12 protein-coding genes are annotated in these 19,721 nt (G+C 50.1%); 5 read left to right on the top strand and 7 right to left on the bottom strand.

The window, feature by feature from the left end:
• Positions 1 to 180: 180 nt before the first annotated feature.
• Positions 181 to 3,399 carry a trypsin-like peptidase domain-containing protein gene (locus BUB30_RS23110; protein WP_073138683.1) on the bottom strand — a complete coding sequence of 1,073 codons (3,219 nt, stop codon included), beginning with the start codon at positions 3,397 to 3,399 and terminating at the stop codon, positions 181 to 183.
• A gap of 6 nt (positions 3,400 to 3,405) precedes the next feature.
• Positions 3,406 to 3,861, bottom strand: a complete 456-nt coding sequence (locus BUB30_RS23105) for a hypothetical protein (protein WP_073138680.1) — start codon at positions 3,859 to 3,861, stop codon at positions 3,406 to 3,408.
• A gap of 457 nt (positions 3,862 to 4,318) precedes the next feature.
• Between BUB30_RS23105 and BUB30_RS23100 the strand changes: the two genes are divergently transcribed.
• Positions 4,319 to 5,488: a transglutaminase domain-containing protein gene (locus tag BUB30_RS23100; RefSeq protein WP_073138677.1), complete on the top strand. Its 1,170-nt coding sequence runs from the start codon at positions 4,319 to 4,321 to the stop codon at positions 5,486 to 5,488.
• Between the two features lie 612 nt (positions 5,489 to 6,100).
• Positions 6,101 to 6,688: a hypothetical protein gene (locus tag BUB30_RS23090; protein ID WP_143165046.1), complete on the top strand. Its 588-nt coding sequence runs from the start codon at positions 6,101 to 6,103 to the stop codon at positions 6,686 to 6,688.
• Between the two features lie 18 nt (positions 6,689 to 6,706).
• On the opposite strand, the gene BUB30_RS23085 is transcribed toward BUB30_RS23090, so the two are convergent.
• Complete coding sequence (locus tag BUB30_RS23085) at positions 6,707 to 8,473, bottom strand: family 43 glycosylhydrolase (RefSeq protein ID WP_073138669.1); 1,767 nt, start codon at positions 8,471 to 8,473, stop codon at positions 6,707 to 6,709.
• Positions 8,474 to 8,684: 211 nt separating this feature from the next.
• Between BUB30_RS23085 and BUB30_RS23080 the strand changes: the two genes are divergently transcribed.
• Positions 8,685 to 11,144 (top strand): ABC transporter permease, encoded by a 2,460-nt coding sequence (locus BUB30_RS23080; protein WP_073138667.1) that lies wholly within the window; start codon positions 8,685 to 8,687, stop codon positions 11,142 to 11,144.
• 1,049 nt (positions 11,145 to 12,193) lie between these two features.
• Here the strand turns inward: BUB30_RS23080 and BUB30_RS23075 are convergent.
• Complete coding sequence (locus tag BUB30_RS23075) at positions 12,194 to 13,282, bottom strand: lipase family protein (RefSeq protein WP_073138664.1); 1,089 nt, start codon at positions 13,280 to 13,282, stop codon at positions 12,194 to 12,196.
• 29 nt (positions 13,283 to 13,311) lie between these two features.
• Positions 13,312 to 14,331, bottom strand: a complete 1,020-nt coding sequence (yiaK, locus tag BUB30_RS23070; protein WP_073138661.1) for a 3-dehydro-L-gulonate 2-dehydrogenase — start codon at positions 14,329 to 14,331, stop codon at positions 13,312 to 13,314.
• Between the two features lie 270 nt (positions 14,332 to 14,601).
• Between yiaK and BUB30_RS23065 the strand changes: the two genes are divergently transcribed.
• Positions 14,602 to 15,930 carry an ammonium transporter gene (locus tag BUB30_RS23065; protein WP_073138658.1) on the top strand — a complete coding sequence of 443 codons (1,329 nt, stop codon included), beginning with the start codon at positions 14,602 to 14,604 and terminating at the stop codon, positions 15,928 to 15,930.
• A 58-nt stretch (positions 15,931 to 15,988) separates the two neighbouring features.
• Positions 15,989 to 16,333, top strand: a complete 345-nt coding sequence (locus BUB30_RS23060) for a P-II family nitrogen regulator (protein ID WP_073138656.1) — start codon at positions 15,989 to 15,991, stop codon at positions 16,331 to 16,333.
• On the opposite strand, the gene BUB30_RS23055 is transcribed toward BUB30_RS23060, so the two are convergent.
• Positions 16,326 to 17,147 carry an alpha/beta fold hydrolase gene (locus BUB30_RS23055; RefSeq protein WP_073138653.1) on the bottom strand — a complete coding sequence of 274 codons (822 nt, stop codon included), beginning with the start codon at positions 17,145 to 17,147 and terminating at the stop codon, positions 16,326 to 16,328. The genes BUB30_RS23060 and BUB30_RS23055 overlap by 8 nt on opposite strands.
• Before the next feature lie 68 nt (positions 17,148 to 17,215).
• A complete protein-coding gene (locus BUB30_RS23050; RefSeq protein ID WP_073138650.1) occupies positions 17,216 to 18,973 on the bottom strand; it encodes a glycoside hydrolase family 9 protein in 1,758 nt (585 codons plus the stop codon).
• Positions 18,974 to 19,721 lie beyond the last annotated feature (748 nt).

The raw sequence follows: 19,721 nt of genomic DNA, 5'->3' as shown, positions 1-19,721 counted from the left end.
TTCCAACGGAGAATCGCACCGTTGCCGATGTGGTTGTTAAGCCTCACGGAAATCAGCAAACCATTCTCGAAAGATGCTGCATGAAAAAGCACTGCGCGTACACCGGCGTTCGGACGAAGCGCAGGTGACACAGGCAGTGCCCTCTCAGCAATTTGTCAAAAATGATCCTAAAACTTCACCTTATTGAAAAACCACCTTTTTAAAATGCGCTCGCCCATCAACATTTGCTTTCACCATAAAAATGCCTTTTGCGTCTGAAGGAATGGTCACGTGTACTACCTTTTCAGTTTCCTTTCGGAGAGAAACATCCTTCATAAGCTGCCCTTTTATATCATACAGCTCGACATTGCTTATTTCTCCCGCGTCGGATTTCACGAGAACATAGCCGTTCAAAGCCGGACTTGGGAACACCGATAGAAAAATATCTTCTTCAACAGGATCAAGCACAATGATCTCAGGCTCCAGATTGGTCGCAGCAATGGTTTCATCGGGAAGTTTTTCAGGTACGTTTTGAGAGGCAATTCTTCCACCCGGTGGTGTGCCATTGTTAAAGTTCGCACATCCTTTCGACGCAATTTTAAATGTGCTTCCTGACTTTGCCGTGAAGCCTGGCTTCAAGCTTGCCGAGATACTGGCCAAATAACTTATGGACGAATTCGGCTGATAAACGGTCGCACAGGACGGCCCGCCCAACACAATGGACTTTCCATTCACAACACCATTGGCGCCCGTAAATGTCTGATTGCAAACAGCGATGTCGCTGTCAACCAGGTTTGAAAAGAGGTCGTAAATAAATGCTGAGCCGGAATAGGTGCAAGTGGTTTGGCTTTCAGGCCGCCCGACGACAAGATAGTTATCGGTTAACGCGACCGAGTTCCCAAATACATCATTGAGTCGCACATCATGAGGATCACGGTCGATTGTCTTGAAAACATTCCAAACACCGTTCGCATCCTTCTTTAAAAATTTGACCGACGTATTATAACGAACCACAGTTGCCACATCGTTGAGTATGGCAGGATTACCACCAAGGCCGGCGACGGATCCCTTCGAAACCCAATCGCCATTTTCCCATCGAAAAGACTGAACAATCCCTTCAGTTCCACAATTGCTCATAATTTCTTGTTCATCATTGGACATCGCCACCCTGTCATCAGAATATGAGCTATAGGAGCCGAATTGAATCCTTTTGAAGAGATTCCAAATATAGCTGCCATTCAAGAGTTGGTATCTGTATATATAAATAGCTTTTGTACCGGTACCCGCGACAACCGCCCAATTTTCTTTCACCTCCACAACTTTCCCAAAGTTTATCGACTTACCGCTCGCCTGCGGATCGAATTCCGGTTGTACTACCCGGGATACGAACGGCCAGGTTCCATCAGGCTGTTTCCGGTAAAAGTATGCAAGATCAAGAAAGGTGGTAGGAGAAGTAGGTTGATTTTCGAGGGGCGATCCAATGGCGATGTTGCTGGCACTGATCGAAACCGAATAACCAAAGGTATAGGATCCGGCTCCCCCCGCCAAAGTCTGCACCTTTGCCCAGGTGTCCCCTGTCTTTTTGTAAATATAGGCGGCGCCCAAAACTATGCCATCGCCAGGATCTCCGACGACGAGGTAGTCGCCGTACATATCGACTGCGAACCCAAATCGCCCGACCGTGCTCCCAATGGAAATTTGCTGGACCATCTTGACGTTGCAATCCAATCGTTTATAAATATATACTTTGCGTTCCCACGGGGCGCCCACGGCAATGTCATCACCATAGGCTGCCACCGAATAACCCAAACCCCGCCTCAAGTCGTCGGGGAAGGAAAGCACGAAGGAGTTCGGATCCTCAAGGGGACGCACCACGCAGGGGTCCGTACCACCACCACCGCCACCGGGATTTGTTGGCGTCGGGTAACTGTAGGTATCTATATACTGCGCTCCTGTCAGCGTTCTATCCAAATAGGAAGATACTGGATTAAAATTAACCCAGTCGTTACTTCCTGGATGATCCCATAACCAATCGAAGCGATTGAAAAAATCCGGTCCTGACAACGCATTGGTCTGGGAGCAACTACTTCCTATTGGGTCCGGCGAGTCGCTGCAGCGGGACACTCCGCCGCTAAGCACCCCGATGGCCCTTCCCGCGCTGATCAGCGGCGACCCAGACGAGATCGGTTGTGTCACGCCTTGGCTCCACGACACTTTCCAGACTTGCATGGTGTTATTCAAGCAGTCGCTATAGGTCATTAATCCGGTCGCGACGGGGTTCGATCCCACGGCCACTTTCTTGGCATCGCCCACCGGATGACTCACATTATAAACGGTGCCACCTTGACCGGTTTTTCTTTTATCCCATCCCAGATAAGACACCTCCATATAATTTTGAGGCCTGTCCATCATTTCAAGAAGACCGTAATCGGCATCGTTATAATTCCAGTTGTCATCCGCCATACTTCGGAGATAAGCGCCTTGAAAGGTCTTCGTCGTTGCGCTATTCTTAGGATCTGTAAGCTGATTATCGCACGTTGTGCTCTGATAGTTGAAATAAAACATAAAATCAAAGTAATACCCATCGGGTCTGGTGATAGGCAAACAGTGTCCCGCGGTCATAAAATAGGGATTTTTCGACATGGGGTCATCGGTAGAATTGATGAGAAACCCAGTACAAAAGGCACTCAATCCGACGTTTTCGTCATACTTTGAAATAAGGGCAACCGCTTTTGCCGGCGTCGCCACCGGACTGCCTTGCGTACAATTAATATTAATGGTGCATGATCCGCTTGCCCCATAGCCCTCGGCGTTGCCACTACGGTCCACTGATCCCCCTTGCAGCCCCAGGTTTTTGAACACGTGAATGATCCGGTTGATCACCAGTCTACCCGGTTCTTTACTGTATTTAGGCTCAAAGTATTCAATGATCGCAGAACCTGCAGGAAATATCGCCGTGGCAAATTTGCCACCTTCGTGTACGTTTTTCTTTGTAAAGGCCCCCATGATGAAGTCGGTCTGGTCGCTATAAATATGTAGCGTAGCGCCTTCCGGAATCCTGAATTCACTAAAATAGAATTGAAAACCCTTTGCCGACTTCGAATTGATCTTTACGGTCCAAATCGTGCCATCATCGGCTTCCATAACTTTGCCAGTGCGCTTGATGTCGATCTCAAAATCAATTCCCCTTCCGTAGAACTCCTTTCGGCAGGTGACACAGGTTTCTTGTCTAATCCTTTCGGCTCGTTCCCCCTCCGCTTTGTTATCGAGAGCAGGAAGCTCGACGCCCGAGTCACTACTCCGTTCAGTCGTCGCTCGCTGACGACCCATCTGAAAAGATCTTGGCTGAATGTTTTCGCTAATTTGAGCGTAACCGGTTATTGAAACCAGGAAAGCGAAAAAGAGGTAAAGTTTTTTCATGGCAGGTTAATGTGGGTGTATGTATCGGTTAAATTTCACTTCGTAAGGACCCTGTGGTTTGTCAATGATCATCCAAGCCACATTTCTGAAGCTCCGCCGGCAAATTCCATAGGTTTGAATGTCAACATTTATCGTATAAAGCTTATCGTGCACCTCAATACGGGCTGTCCATTTGGGTGGCAGACATCCCGACACCGACATGGTGTAGCCGATCAGTAATTTTGTATTAAAGTCGATATCCGGCAAAGGGTCGCAGTTGAATGCATCGTTAAGGACTTCAAGTTTTCCATAGTCTGCCGGGTCATCAACGACCAATGTTTCCTCCTTGATCCTGTCCAGGCATTCGGATGAAAGCGTATCGTATGGAATTGTGGTGGTGGTCTGTGAAAAGACGTCAAATGTGCAGAGACAAAAAACACATATCCTTAAGAATTTCACCAACGTAATAGTCAAAACGGTCATGAGGCTATAATAAATACAAACAAGGACTTAGTGAACGGACCTTCTACAAGATTTTATATTCAATACAACCAACGTTTTCCCCACACTCAGCTTACGTCACCGCTATACGTTCTTAGCCCACTAAAGATATAAAAAAGATAATAGAAATTTCGGTCTACAGCAAATAGCAACAAAAAAATAACAGCTTCGGCGGCAAATAATAAATCAACCGACGGAATAACCTCAAGATGCCTTGAACTTTGAGAACCCTGGGCAATTTCGGACTAAAGGGTAAAAGACCCTCACGCATTCGGGCCTTTAGCTTTGGCGAATGTCTTCTTTTTCCCTTAAGGATGGATGTAAAAATGCACGCCTTCTCACCGAATCAGTTGCCATTAATTATTAACTTGAAACGCCTTTATTTGAATGGCCTGTAACGCCTTGTGTGCCATTAAATTCAGAAAAGAAACGTTTATACATGAAGAGAGGAATTGCGTTATTGACATTGCTGGCTATTGGGACGGGCTTATACTTCTATCAAACGAATGCTGACCTTAAGTCAAACGTTGACAAGTGGATTGCTGGGCTAAGATATGACTCCTTAGACCGTGATGTTAAATGGGACACCACAAAGACAAGCCCACAGAAAGCGAAACCTAAGCCGAGAGAAAGAGTTCCTAAAAAGTTAAAACCGGGTGCGTTTGACCGATTGGACAAATACGCGAGAAACACACCTGAAAAGTATTCAAATCGCCTTCAGGATTTGACCGCCTATCTGGCTACTCCCGCTCAAAATGATTTGGAAAAAGCGAGATTAATTTACACCTGGATTGCCACTCACATTCGGTATGACGCAGACGCCTACAATACCGGAATTTATAAGGATGAATTTTCGCCCGCCGCTGTGCTTAAACGAAGGACCGCCGTATGCGAGGGCTATAGCACGCTATTCAAAGAATTGGCGCGACGAATGCATCTGGAGGTTGAAAAAATATCGGGCTATGCAAAAGGATACGGACTTAAAGAAGCAGCCAGGTTTTCAGACACCAATCACGCCTGGAACGCTGTTAAAATAGATAACGAATGGCAATTGATTGATGTGACCTGGGGCAGCGGCTATGGATTCACCCACAACAAAAAGCTTGAGACAAAAACCAGGTTTGATGACTTTTGGTTTTGTGTATCGCCCGAAGAATTCATTTTTTCTCACCTGCCGGAAAGCGAGGAATGGCAGCTCACGAATCCAAAGATCACTCTTAGACAATTTGAAGCCATGCCACACCTTGATGACAGCTTTTTCAAGCTTGGTTTCAATGCTGGAGATGCCTATAGGGATGTGCTTTCCGGAGCCATCAAAGAATTTGTGTCAACCTATTCCACTGATTTTCCGGTTCAAGCGATCGATGTGCCGTTGAATAAAGTAATGACGAAGGGGCAGGAATACGCATTGATCCTGGAATCAGATTATGCGGAGGAAATAGCCATCATAGATGACAGAGAATGGACCTACTTAAAAAAAGAGAATAGCAGATTCAGTTCGAACTATATTCCTAAAGGGAACAAATTGAGAATTGCTGTAAAGATTAACTGGTACGACAAAGCTTTTTCAACCATTTTAGAGTACAAGATTGATGACGAAAAAATTTAAGCACACAACGATTTTTAAATGAATGACGTTTGACTAGTCTAAGGGGAGGAAATTACGTTTAAATAACGGACAATTTGCAATATCAACAAATGTACCGGACAAGATACATCCTCAGAGCACTTTTTCTCCTGCTCACGGTTTCCCTACTTTACTATTTAAACAAAAGAACCGACCTTAATCTCGGGGCAATTGCCAAGTTCAAATACGAAACACTCAACAAAATCCAGTCCGACTCCTTGGACAGTAAGAATAAGCTCGACGTGTTGATACATGAGACCGAAAAGTTTAATGAACAAATTAATGAAGACTCCTCGCGTACCCTGAAAGTGATATACTTATTAATCGGCGTTGTGACCCTCTTCATGGTGAGCGAGCTGATTTTCACGATCATAATGAAGAGAGCGATTGTCGACAAAAGTCAGAATTGATTAATCATTTCCACAACCCGGCCGAATACTTCCTGATAAAGCAAATGGAGAAGCCTACACCGCTTAATTCGTATTTTGCTTTTATTTAATTTGTTTTTACATTGATTAGAAGAATTGGATCGATGGGCGATTCAAAGTCTGATTATATCGAGTTTTTTTAGCAGCTATTTTAAACGATATTAACTTGAGACTATTCCTACTAATTTTTACAGCGCTGTTTGTCCCGAGTCCAGGCGATATGTTGACAAACAACAACTTATTCCTTCCATCGACAGCAAATGCTCTTCCAGGTGAAGGCGTTGTGATTTTGAATAGTTATCCAAAAGCCGGACGATATACTGATTCTGAAGGACACGAATTTGGTTATGGAATAACCCGCACGACTTTGATTAATGTATCCGAGAATCCCTTACAATTAACAATTAATTTTCCGGCTGATTCATTTGCTTTCTCTACATTATCAGGTTCGTACGTAAAGTTGTTTCTTCCGCCAGATACAATATCATTCAATGATATGCCGTTCGATAATTCATCCTGGTATGTCGATGACGATTTAAGACCATTTTTGAATACAGGCCTTCATACACCAACCGCACTGCAAGAAACCATTAGCCCTAATCACGAGCGTGTTTTCTATATCGGAGCGCTCTATCAAAAAACAGCCGGTGTTCCAAGGGCCGAGCTTGTTTTAAAAGATCACAATCTTTTTTTTAGACCTTCACGGCTTGATTCATTATTAATTCCGTGTGGGGAAATTATTTTTAAAAAATAGCTATCCCTACCGAAGCGCCTACTTCACCATTACCACCTCACTCCTCGCCGACACGCCATTCTCACTAAAAGCTTCAACGGCAAAATAATAGGTAACCCCACGCGACAATGCCCGGATCTCTTTCGACGCAGGTTGGTCGGCAAAGACCTGATAGGTTTGATAAAGCTTGTCCTTACCGATACCCCACAAAATATTATAACCTACAGCACCCGGCACCGGCGTCCATGAAACAAAAGCATTGCGCACATCCGTGTCCCGCTTGGCTGTGATTTTAGAAGGTGCGACCGGGGGTTTTCCTTGGCCATTCCCAAAAACGCGAATATCGCTAACGGCCAGATTAGGCGACGCCACATAAACGTGTTCATACTTGATATAGCGGGCCTTCACCGGTTTTTCAAATTCCACATAGGCGTTTGGGCGGTCGCGTTTTTTTTCGCGTGTGAGATCGGTGATCAAATCCCATTGCTTGCCATCGCGGGAGGCAAATAATTTGAATTGCGTGTAGACCCGGGCCGTATCGTTGTCAAAAATATCCGACTTGTAGTCTGTATAATTTATTTGCACGGCTCTTACTTCCTGTTCTTTCTGAAGGTCGATCGCTGCCCACTCCCCTGCTTTGTTTTGGCGCGCCACCCAAAACGTCCGTGGGTTTTCGTCTGTTAAATTGGAGACGCGAAAAGTATCGCGCACCGATGAGGCTGTGGCCGTTTTCTTGTAGGACAGCAACATCCAGCCGGTGAACAACTCATCTTTGCTCGTCCATTTCTTTGTTGGCAGCCGGTGGGGCAAATCGCCAAAACGTGTGTTGGAAAACATTTGGCCGTCGGCGTCGAAGCCGGCGGGGAACATGGCGATGCGGCGTTCGAAGTTCCAGTTCACGGCAATCCAGGGTGTGCCGGTGTTCCAGTAGTTTCCATAGACATCCTGGAAGGTGTTGCCATGGCCTGCACCCGTAACAAAGCCGCCGGGTTTGTAGGAAACAGGATTGTAGGGTGCATAGGTAAAGGGTCCCAGCGGACTATCGCCCACATACGTACCGTTGGCATACACGTTATATTCCGTCCCTGGCGCCCCGTATTGCAGATAATATTTGCCGTTGTGCTTCGTCATCCAGGCGCCTTCCATGAAGGGCTTGATGCTGCTGGTGTGATCTCTTCCGAAACGCTCCCAGCCATGTTCCTCCGGTTGCAGGTAGAGCATGGGTTTGTAGGCCCCCTTATAGCTGAGGCGTTTGTGTTTGTCCAGTTCGCTGCCATACATGGGAAACACGTTCGACGAGCCCCAGTACATATACCATTTATTCAGTTCTTCGTCATAAAACAACGCGGGGTCCCAGGGCCCGACTTCCTTGGGTAACGCGGGGAGCCAGCGGTTGTAAAATTTCAGCTTTCCCTTTTCCGGTTCAAGTGAATAAAAGATGGGCCGTTGCTCAAAAGTGGACTGAAAGAGATACAACGTGTCTTTCACCGACATGGCCGCCGGTGCGCACATATCTTCCATGGGCCATTTATCGGGTACGATGTAGGACCAATCGACCAGGTTGTTGGAGTGCCAGTAGCCTCCCGAGATCGTCACAAAAAGAAAGTAGGAGCCTTTGTGGTTGACGATCACGGGGTCGGCGCCCGCGCGGTAGGAAATGCTGTCGTTCAGTTGCTCGTAGTTGTATTTGTAGTCGATGTCCATGGGGTTGCAATAGGTGGTCCGGCCGCCGGTTTGCGCGGTGGCCAGCAGGGGCAACATTCCCACGATAATGCTCCATCCTAACCTGGTAATGATCGATCGCATAGTTCTACAGTCAAGACCGTGAAGGTAGACACATTTTGGGCGACGGTGAAGCAAAGACCACCGAAAAACGAACATCGCGCTGCACAAAAATGAACACTCTCAAAAAATAAAAGCGTCATTCCCGACTCCAGGCAACCTTTTGGAAAAAAGCACAGTCTTTGTGTAACCAGAGTCTATCGATTCAGTTTACCCTGTTTGTAACCCTATCTGTATGATCAAAAACTATTTAAAAGTAGCCCTGCGGTCCATCTTCCGCAACAAGCTTACGGCCTTCATCAACATCGCCGGGCTGGCGTTGGCCATGATGTGCTGTATGCTCATCTATTTATATATCCGCGACGAGGTGAGCTATGACAAGCAACATGCCTCGGCCGACCGCATCTACCGCGTCACCCGCAATTTCCTGTCGGACGACGGCACCCCAAACCTGCACCTGGGCAACGTGGCCCCTCCTATCGGTCCGCTGCTCAAGAACGACTTTGGCGAGATCAAGGTCCTGGCCCGCACGGTCAATTTTGGGATCGTTATGGGGCTGGAAGAAAACGGGAAGCTGGAAAAGAATTTCTCGGAGGACCACCTGTTCCTGGCGGAGCCCGACATCTTTAAAATTTTCGATTTCAAGATCGTGACTGGCGACCCGGCCACGGCCCTCACGCGCCCGATGACGATCATGCTGTCGCGCAAAACGGCCATGAAGTTCTTCAACGATGTGAACGTGACCGGCAAAAGGCTGCGCGCCAACAATCAATTCGACATCGAAGTGACCGGCGTCTACGAAGACCTTCCACCCCAGGCCCACTGGCATCCCGAATACCTGATGGCCTTTAGCACACTGGACGACGACAAGATCTATGGACGCAAAAACCTGGAGACCAACTGGGGCAACAATTCTTTTGGCACCTACATGCTCCTGGAAGAAGGCGCCGACCCGAAAAAGATCGAAGCCCGCTTCCCCGCCTTTCTCGACAAACATTTTGGCAACTACGCCAAAGCCAACTGGGGCGTTCCCGCCGACTGGGTAGCCTCCAAGTCCACCACCCTCTTTCTCCAAAAAGTGACCGACATCCACCTTCGCTCACACCTCGACGACGAACTCGAAGTGAACGGCAACATCAACACGGTATACATGATGGGCATCATCGGTTTGTTCATCATCCTCATCGCGTGCTTCAACTTTATCAACCTCTCCACCGCCCGCGCCACGAAGCGTGCAAAGGAAGTGGGTCTGCGCAAAGTGGTGGGAGCTTTCAAGATGCAATTGATCAGCCAGTACCTCAGCGAATCGGTGCTCATTTCCTGGTTTGCGCTGGTGTTGGGGACAGGCCTTGCGTTCATCAGCCTGCATTGGCTCAACGTGTTCACCGGTAAAGCCCTCTCACTGAATCTCATTACCAACTGGCCGTTGTTGATCGGGCTGATCGCCTTCGCATTCTTTGTGGGGATCCTGGCGGGTGTGTACCCGGCCTTTGTGGTTTCCGGTTTCAAACCTGCTTTGGTGCTGAAGGGTCAACAAGGTTCCACCCGTGGCAAAGGCGCCCTGCGCAAAGCGCTGGTGGTAGCGCAGTTTGCTATTTCCATTGCCCTCATCATTGCCACCGCCATCACCTTCCAACAACTGGGTTATCTCAACAGTCTGGATTTGGGCTATAGCAAAGACCAGGTCATCACGTTGCCTTACTACGATGAGGAGCTGGATCCGGTTTATGACGCCTTTTATAACGAAATGACAAAATCGTCGCATATCAAAAATGTGTCCCGGTCCTCGCGTGTCCCAACGGGAAGGCTGTTGGATAGCCAGGGCGCGCCGCTCATCATGAAAGGCGACAGCCTGGTGTCCTCGACCGTGACCACAAAGGACGTGCGGGTAGATTATGAATTCTTCAAAACGTTCGACATCCCCATCGCCGCCGGCCGTGATTTCTCGAAAGACATCACCACCGACGACACGCTGGCGTTCATCGTCAACGAGGCTGCAGCGAAGGCCTATGGCTGGAAGACGCCTGCTGAAGGCGTCGGGAAAGATTTCGCCTATGGCGGCACGACGGGAAAACTCGTGGGCGTTGTCAAAGACTTCCACTTCGAGTCGTTACATCAGGAAATTGTGCCGCTCGTGTTCTATCCCCGCAAAGGCGGCTACCGTCGCATGGCGGTGAGCATCTCTGGAAAAAATATGGAGGAAGGCATGGCCCACCTGGAAAAGCTGTGGCATGAATTTTTGCCGAAGCGTCCGTTCGACTATGAATTCCTTAGTGAGCGGTATCAACAACTCTATGCGTCGGAACAAAAGCAAAGTCAATTGTTCACGATCTTTGCAGGCCTCGCCATCTTTATTGCCTGCATGGGGCTTTTCGGGTTGGCAACCTTCAACACGATGCAACGCGTGAAAGAGATCGGCATCCGCAAAGTCTTGGGTGCTTCCGTGCCGAACATCCTGGGATTGTTGTCGAAGGAGATTGTCGTGCTCATCGTGGTTGCCAATGTGATGGCCTGGCCCGTGGCATGGTACTTCATGCAAAAATGGTTGGGCACCTTTGCCTACCACATCGACATGAATTTGCTGGTCTACTTCCTGACGGCCGCGTCGGCCATTGCGCTGGCACTCGTCACCGTAAGTATGCAAACCATCAAAGCCGCCACAAGCAATCCCACGCAGACGCTGCGGTATGAATAGGACCCGTTGACGCTAAATCATAAAACAGAAAAAGAGGCTGCCTCAAAAAGGCAGCCTCTACTTTTTTGAGAGCGCCAGCAACCGGAACAAACCATGGGCACCCACTCCGGGTTTTAGTAATCCCAGGCTCTAGCCCGGGGTTACGGGCGCTATGAAAACAAGGCGCCACAGGAAAGTCGGATCGATCTTCACGTTTCTTGGCGCCGACCGCACGCAATGCCTCGTGCACCGACGTGGTGAGCCCTTCTCCTGTAGACTATCCATCCTTTGAGCGGGTGGCCCAATCGCACTTCGGTGCCAGAGGTGGTGAAGGTGCGCCATGAACGTTCGTGCTACTACCGAAATGCGAACGTGGCGCAGTGGCAGGCAGCCGCGCTAACCCCAGGCTAAAGCCTGGGGTTACAAGAAATTTTTTTTGAGATCGCAGACGATGCTCTCCATGCTAAGGTATTCATAATAACCCCAGGCTTTAGCCTGGGGTTAGCGGCATAACGAGAACAAGGCGCCATAGGAAAGGCGGATCGATCTTCACGTTTCTTGGCGCCGACCGTACGCAATGCCTCGTGCGCCGACGTGGCGAGCCCTTCTCCTATAGACTATCCTTTGAGCCGGTGGCCCAATCACACTTCGGAGCCAGAGGTGGTAAAGGTGCGCCATGAACGTTGGTGCTTTCAGTAACATGCGAGCGCGGCGCAATGGCAAGAGTCAGCGCTAACCCCCAGGCTAAAGCCTGGGGTTACAAAAAAGAGAGGCTGTCTTTTTGAGACAGCCTCCTTCAATAAATCCTCATTCAATTTTATCAACAAATCAAAAATCTCACAAGGAATTCAAACCCTCATTTCAACACAGTACACCTGTGAGATGGATTGATTTGATTGATTTTGATAAAATTTCATTGGGACTAGACATTTGTACCTCCTTTCTTTTAGTGAAACATGCGAAGCGGGTTAACAGTGCAACGACTGTCGTCGCAGCTTCGGATAACGTCCGTCATCAGCAATCAAAACGCAGAAATTTCGAAATTTGTTTGTGCGGTGGCGATAATATTTTCAATCTGGCAATTTGTCAGCCAGGTAGAAATAGGGTTCAAAAAGGTGGTGTGTGAAAATTTTTTCTTTGCTGTCGGGGAACTTTGTGAAGTATTCCTGATCGGCCAGCAAGATGATGAATGCTCCTGTGCGCACATAATCCGTCGAGTGTACGAAAGCGGGTGTGACATAGCCGGGCAAAGCCTTCTTTACGCGCTTTGACAGGAAGCTGCCGAGGTATTTTTCATATTTGCGCTGCGCTCTCCGCGGTGGTTTCTCTAGTTTGTTATACACGTGCTTCAGCGCGAGTTTCGCTGGGAACTTTTGCTTTTTGATGAACGGCCTCGCATTCACGAAGGCGTTGGTTTTGTTGAAGTCGTTCACCGTTTGAAGGCTGATGGGAGTCTCCGGCACCCAGTCGGCCGAGTTCACTACGTTGAATGCCCATCCCAGGGTGATGCTTTCATATTCGTAGGCATAATATAAATTGCCGGGCTTCGGTCCTGCGCTGCAATAGGTCTTGAATTGTATATCGGCCGGCAGATGTTTTTGTTGCTGCAGGCTGCGCAGGTGGGAGGTCATCAGGTACGAAATGGCTCCGCCCTGGCTGTGACCGACGATCACGAAATCTTTCATGCCGGCCTTATAGCAAGAGTCGATCTTTGGAACGATGTCCCTGGCCAGGAAGGCCGTGCCGATGAGCCAGCCGAGGTGCACAGCGGCTTTTGGGTTTTGGCTGAGTGCATAGCTGAATTCATAATCACTGGCCACCCTAATCTTGCCCGCTGCCGGAACCATAGCCGCATAAAAATTTTCCAGCCATCCCTTTGGATTCGCCGTGGTGCCGCGAATGCTGATCACGCCAACGCCATCACCATTGGTCCAGAGGTCCCACCGGTTGTCGAGACCCATCACGGGTGACCTGTAGGCCTTTCTAAAATCTTTCGGCCCGGGAATTTTGAGAATGGAAGCGGCCGTGTCAAAATGCCGTGACGTTATCCGAAGCATTTCGATGTATTCCGCTTTGTTGAATCCGGGTTTTAATTTTTGCGCTGTAGCGAACGTTGTCAGCAAGATCAACACCAACAGGGCGAAGTATTTTCTCTTCATGTTCTACAAAAAACGTTTTACCTAATTTACTATAATTGTTGGATCTCATCCCAAACCTTCTTCAAAACGGGTATTCCATTCTTTGTGTTTTCTTCGCGGGTGGCCAGCACCCTTTCGCCCGGGAAGATCACACGCGAATTCCCATCGGGGCGCGAGGCATGATAGTCATCGAGGATCTGTTGCAACGAGGCGGCCATGGCCTTGTAGTTCCCCAGCCGTTTCAGGTCGATGGCCATGAACACCTGGGAAACACCGGTCTCTGCTTTTTGTTGGGAGACGCCGGCGGTGGAAAGTCCACCCGAAAGCAACGTGGCCACGATATCCAACAAGAGCGATAAACCGGAGCCCTTCCAGTAGCCAATAGGCAAAATGCGTTGCGACTCGCGGATGGCCGAAGGGTCGGTCGTCAGCACGCCGTCTTTTGTGAAGCCGCCGGGTACGGGGAGTTGCTGTTTCTTGAGTTCATAGAAATCCAGGGCGCCATAAGAGTATTGAGACATGGCCATGTCGAGCACGATCGCTTCGCCCTCGTGGGGCACGGCGATGACGAGCGGGTTGTTGCCCAGTTTGTTGTCGAGGGCACCCCAGGTGGGCATGTTGGCGGTGGTGTTGGTCCAGCCGATGAAGACAAAGCCTTCTTTGGCAGCCTTCCAGCCATAGGTTCCGCCACGCATCCAGTGGTTGGTATGCGCGAGGGCCACACAACCCATGCCCTGTACGCCGGCGATCTCCATCACGCGCTCGGTGCACTGCAAGGCATTGAGCGGCCCTGCAGCCGACTGACCATCCCATTGCTCCAGGCACCCGGCGGCATGTTTCAGCACGGCTTCTTTCTCCGGGAGAATATGGCCCTGTTGGGTGTATTTGACAAACCGGGAGAAGCGGTTCACGCCGTGGGTGTACACGCCATCGATGCTGTTGTCGGTGAATATTGCCGCACACGTTGCCGCTTTGGCGGTGGGGAAACCATGGCGAAGCAGGATCTGCCGGAAGGCTTCTTCCATTTGAGGTTTAGGGATGTGTATGAATTCGGGTTTTGTCTCGCGCATAAGGCTGGTTACCGTTTGTTAGGGTTGATAAGGCTTACTAGTTCGTTAAAATTTAAACTGATTTTTATATTTTTTGTATTCTTTTGGGCTTCCCTGGGTTGTTTCTGACCCTTGATTTTGTAGATCCATCCAAACTACTTTATTTTGCCCCCTAAATTTAGGCAGCTCGTGCCATACCTGAACGGCTTTTCTTCGGTTCGACCGAGGGCCCTCCAAGTTAAGCGATGCCTGTCTCAGTTTTCATATAACCAGACCACCAATTCGCCTTAAATGAAAATTACTACGCGCTTCCTCCTTTTGCTGCTGGCCTTCACGCTTTTCCCTGCTGCTCACTTGTGGGCTGCCGATGCGCCGGTCATCGATTCCGGTGCCACGGCCTGGATGCTGACCTCGGCCGCGCTCGTGCTTTTAATGATCCCCGGCCTGGCCATGTTCTATGGCGGCCTCGTACGAACCAAGAACGTGCTGGGCACCATGATGCACAGCTTTGCCGCCATGGGCATCATGACGGTGCTGTGGGTAGCCTGTGGGTATAGCATGGCCTTCGGCCCCAGCGTATTGGGAGGCTGGTTTGGGTGGAGCGACGACTATTTCTTTCTCGGCGGCATCGACGACAAAGTAATGGCCGCCGGCATTCCTGAATATGTATTCTCCATGTTCCAGGCCAAGTTCGCCATCATCACGCCCGCACTCATCGCCGGCGCGTTTGCCGAACGGGTGTCGTTCAAATCCTATTGCTTCTTCATTGCCTTGTGGGGCATCCTTATTTACAACCCGCTTTGCCACTGGGTGTGGGCAGCAGACGGGTTCCTGTTCAACCTTGGCGCGAAAGGCGCGATTGATTTTGCGGGGGGCACGGTGGTGCACATCTCTGCAGGTGTGAGCGGGCTTGTGGCGGCCATCTATTTGGGCGGACGCAAGTCGTTCCCTCACCTTCCCATGCGTCCGAACAACCTGGTGATGACCATGATCGGTGCCGGGTTGCTTTGGGTTGGATGGTTCGGCTTCAACGCCGGCAGCAGTATCTCCAGCGGACTTAGCACAGCACAGGCCTTGACGGCCACACAAGTGGCTGCCGCGGCGGGAGCGCTTACGTGGATCATCATCGAAGGATTTCACCAAGGCAAGGCTACTGCCGTTGGATTTGTGAGCGGTATCCTCGCCGGTCTTGTAGCCATTACGCCTGCCGCAGGCGTGGTGAAACCGGTTGGCGCTTTAGCACTGGGAGCCCTGGCGACCGTGATCTGCTACCTGGCCATTATCCTCAAAAACAAATTGGGCTACGACGACACGCTGGATGCTTTTGGGATCCACGGTGTGGGCGGAATTGTAGGCGCTCTTTTCCTTACGTTCTTTATCCGCGACACCTGGATGGCTGAAGCAGCAACCGCTGCAGGAAGCTGGACCGTATGGCAACAATTGGGTGTGCAGGCATCAGCAGTAGGCATTGCCATTGTTTATGCAGGTGTAGGGACATGGATCATCCTGGTGGTCCTGAACAAGATCATCCCGCTACGCGCCAACGCCGAGGCCGAGATGCGTGGTTTGGATAACTACTACCATGGTGAAAGAGGATACGGCATGACGAATCCCAGCTAATTCATTCACACAAAAAAGTTGGGCATTCCACCCGGCGCTTTACTAAATTGAAACATCCATGAAACTCATTATAGCAATCATTCGCGAAAATCAACTCGACCAGGTGCGCGAGGCCCTGATCGATGCCGGCATCACGCGCATCACGGTGAGCCATGTTTCCGGTCACGGCCGCAGCAAGACAGAGGAGATCTATCGCGGGCAGGTGGTGATCCCCAACCTGGTGCCCAACATCCGTCTGGAAATTGCCGTCAACAACGAGTTCGTAGACGTCACTTGCAACGCCATCATCAGCGCCACCAAGGCCAACGATGGCGGATTGGTCGGCAGCGGAAAGATCTTTATCACCCCGCTGGAAGAAGTGATCCGTTTGCGTACCGGCGAACGCGGGCCTGACGCTATTTAAAGAAGTTCAGTACTTCGCTGGAAAATTCTTTGGTGGACGATGCGCCGCCATGATCGCCGGGCACGGTGTGAAACGTTGCTTTCGGGATCAAGGCAGCCAGCTTGCCGGCAGACCCATTATCGGAGTCTTTGTCGCCGCAAAGCACCAACACCGGTTTCTTTATTTTTCCCAATGCTTCTTTGCTGGTGGAGGGCTGTTCTTTTTGCATGAGCGCCAAGGCTTGTTGATCGAGGCCGGTATCTTGTATGCGTTTCACCACGGCTTCCAATTCTTTTACGGGCTCTCCGCTAAGGGCTTTGTAGAACATGATCCTTCGGGGCCACTCGGGGTTTGTAAAGTCGTCGCCCATCCCGCCGAGCACAGCATGGTCTACGCGTTTATCCAGCACCAGCAGCCGGGCGGTGATGATGGCTCCTCTGGAATAGCCCACCACGTCGTACGATTTGATCTTTAAGAATGAAATCAATCCCATGATGTCGCGTGCTTCCGCGTCGTTCGCGTAGGCTTCTGCAGTGTGAGGTTTGTCGGACTTGCCGTTGCCGCGTTGGTCCAGGGTGATCACTTTGAATCCGTTTGTCAGGAGATCGTTGTAGAGTGCTGTGCGCTTCCAGGATTCACCGTCTACAATGAATCCGTGAACAAGGACTACAGCTTTGCCTTCGCCTTTCACGTCGTAGTGGATCTTTACACCGTCGGCAGCGGTGAAGAATAGTAGCGAGTCAGCAGAATTGGATGATGGTTCCGCCGCGCGTACCGTTGCGAGCGTAGGAATGGTGACTGTTAAAAACAAAAAGATAGAAACAAGCTTGCGCATAGAGGGCATTTTTTGGTTGTCCCCTAAAATACAATTTCTTTGTTCCTTTCCCACATCGACGGTCAGGCTCAGCGACCTTCTCCTGCTAATGCCTCGATACCAAAGGCCAGGTATACCAACGGTGCATTCCAGTTGATCGCGATTTCATTGGATGCATAGGAACACACATTATCCACATAGGCTTCATCCGGGACGGCGCTGGGGTATTGACACTTATCCTGCATCGATGGATTGGGTCCACCCGCCAACAGTCCGGGCACTGGCTCAGCAATGCCGTCGGCTTCGGATGGGCGGTGGTGTGGGTGCATGGGTGTTTTCGAACCGAAGCCCGTAACAAAAGAATAGCCCGTGGCATTTCTTCCCAGGAGGTAGTCCAGGTTGGTCAGGGCGTAGAACACATATTTTTTGTCCTTTGTGAGGCGATAGCATTGCAACAGCAAGATCCCCTGATTGGCTGCCACGGCGTTGCTGCCCCAAATAAAATCTTTGGCCGTCTGCCCCATCACGGTTTGATAAGGTTGCAGGTCTACTTTCCGGGTGAGATCATCACCGGTTTGCAGCAGTCGCTTTTTGATCTCCGGGAAATCTTCCTTTGCTTTCCCCGTCAAGACCTCGGAAAAGCGCGCCAGCGAATAGTATCCCAGCAGTCGCACCTGTGGCCACGACGGCAACGGCATCTTTTCGTCCGGCAACATCGCCACAGCTTTGTAGTACGTTTCTTCGTGCGTGGTGAGATACAATTCGGCCGCGGCCCACATCCATTCGTCTTTCACGTCACTGTCGCCATACGCCCCGGTGGTGATCTTCGGTTCGAAGGCGGCATTGAGCTTGTTCTGGTCGTACAGCACCTCCGGATTTTTTGTCGCCCATTGCCATGCGTTTGTGGATGCGTTCAAACAAGAGTCGGCCAAGCCCGGGAATTCCGTGTCAAATTTTCTGTACACCCGGGAAGCTTGCGCCATGACCGCAGCCAAATCCAGCGCGGCCGCCGTACTTTTCTGTACGACATAACGGGGGTCTTTGGTTACTTCGGGCATCACCATCCCGTCGAATTTTGCATTGGTGCATTTGTGATAGACGCCTCCGTCGTTGGGATCTTGCATGGTGAGCATCCAGCGGAGGTTCCACAACACTTCGTCCAGGAGATCGGGGACGGCATTTTTGCTTTCGGGAATGTTCCAGGACGCCGCGTTCATGTATTGGGGGAAGTCTTCGTAGAGCGAAAGCAATGTCCCCGTGGTGATGCCGCTGTTCACGACATACTTATTGTAGTCTCCCGCATCGTACCAGCCGCGCGGCGATGAAATGATGGTGCCTGCTTTTCGTTGTGCTGAGGCGGCAGAGGGGTGAACCAGAACTTTTGTATCCGGATGTCCAGCCGCGCGAGCCCACTTGCCGGCATACGGTTTGGTGAGTGCTGTGGAGGCTCTGATAAAGTAAAACGCTTTTATAGAGCCTTTTGCCACGGCTTCGTGAACGTTGTTTTGGATGGCGAAGGGATGGGAGAATCCCAAGTCCTTCACGACAAGGCGATAGTTACCTTGTTGTTGAAACGATGTGAAGTCGGCGATGCGGGTCTTTTTGCTGGTGAATGTTGCCGGGCGATAATCGGTCAATTTTCCTTCCCATACTTTTTTCTTTTCTCCGATGGTTTCGATATAAAATTCAGCTGGGCTTTCAGCGGTGATCACGGCCACTTTTTGGCTTCTGGGGTAAAAGCCTGTTTGGTTGAGTCGGATGTCTGTCGAAAGACCATCTTGTGCTTTGCCTGCACACGTAGCATGGAGTAACAGGATGGTGATGAGGATGCTAATTTTGGATGACATAGAATTCAATTTCGTATTTTATTGCAATGCCGGATGACCGCGTCATGTCGCAGGCACAAGTTCTTTAAAGATCTACGCCCGGAATTCAAGACATCCCGAATTTCGAGAGCAGTGAAACTGGATAACCTGCGCATGTGCTGAAACGAACACCGGCAAACACCGATAGCCGCACGCCCGATTGAAATGCATCACCACACAGATCCAATGCGCCATCCACGGGGTTCCTTGAGCCACATGCGAAGATCGAGGAAGTGCGTGCCTGCGGAACGACGAGCTTGTCGGAAAGCCCGGCAGTACTTCGTCATGTCGCAGGCACACACTTTTTAAAAATCTACGCCCGTAATTCAAGACATCCCGAATTTCGAGAGCAGTGAAACTGGATAACCTGCGCATGTGCTGAAACGAACACCGGCAAACACCGATAGCCGCGCGCCCGATTAAAATGCATCACCACACAGATCCAATGCGCTATCCACGGGGTTCCTTGGGCCGCACGTGAAGATCGAGGAAGTGCGTGCCTGCGGAACGACGAGCTTGTCGGAAAGCCCGGCAGTACTTCGTCATGTCGCAGGCACACACTTTTTAAAAATCTACGCCAGTAATTCAAGACATCCCGAATTTCGAGAGCAGTGAAACTGGATAACCTGCGGATGTGGTGAAACGAACACCGGCAAACACCGAGAGTCTCACGCCCGGTTGAAATGCATCACCACACAGATTCAGTGCGCTATCCACGGGATTCCTTGGG

Origin of the sequence: Chryseolinea serpens, assembly GCF_900129725.1 — a bacterium.
In the GTDB taxonomy this organism is placed as follows: domain Bacteria; phylum Bacteroidota; class Bacteroidia; order Cytophagales; family Cyclobacteriaceae; genus Chryseolinea; species Chryseolinea serpens.
This window is presented reverse-complemented; position numbering and strand designations above follow the sequence as displayed.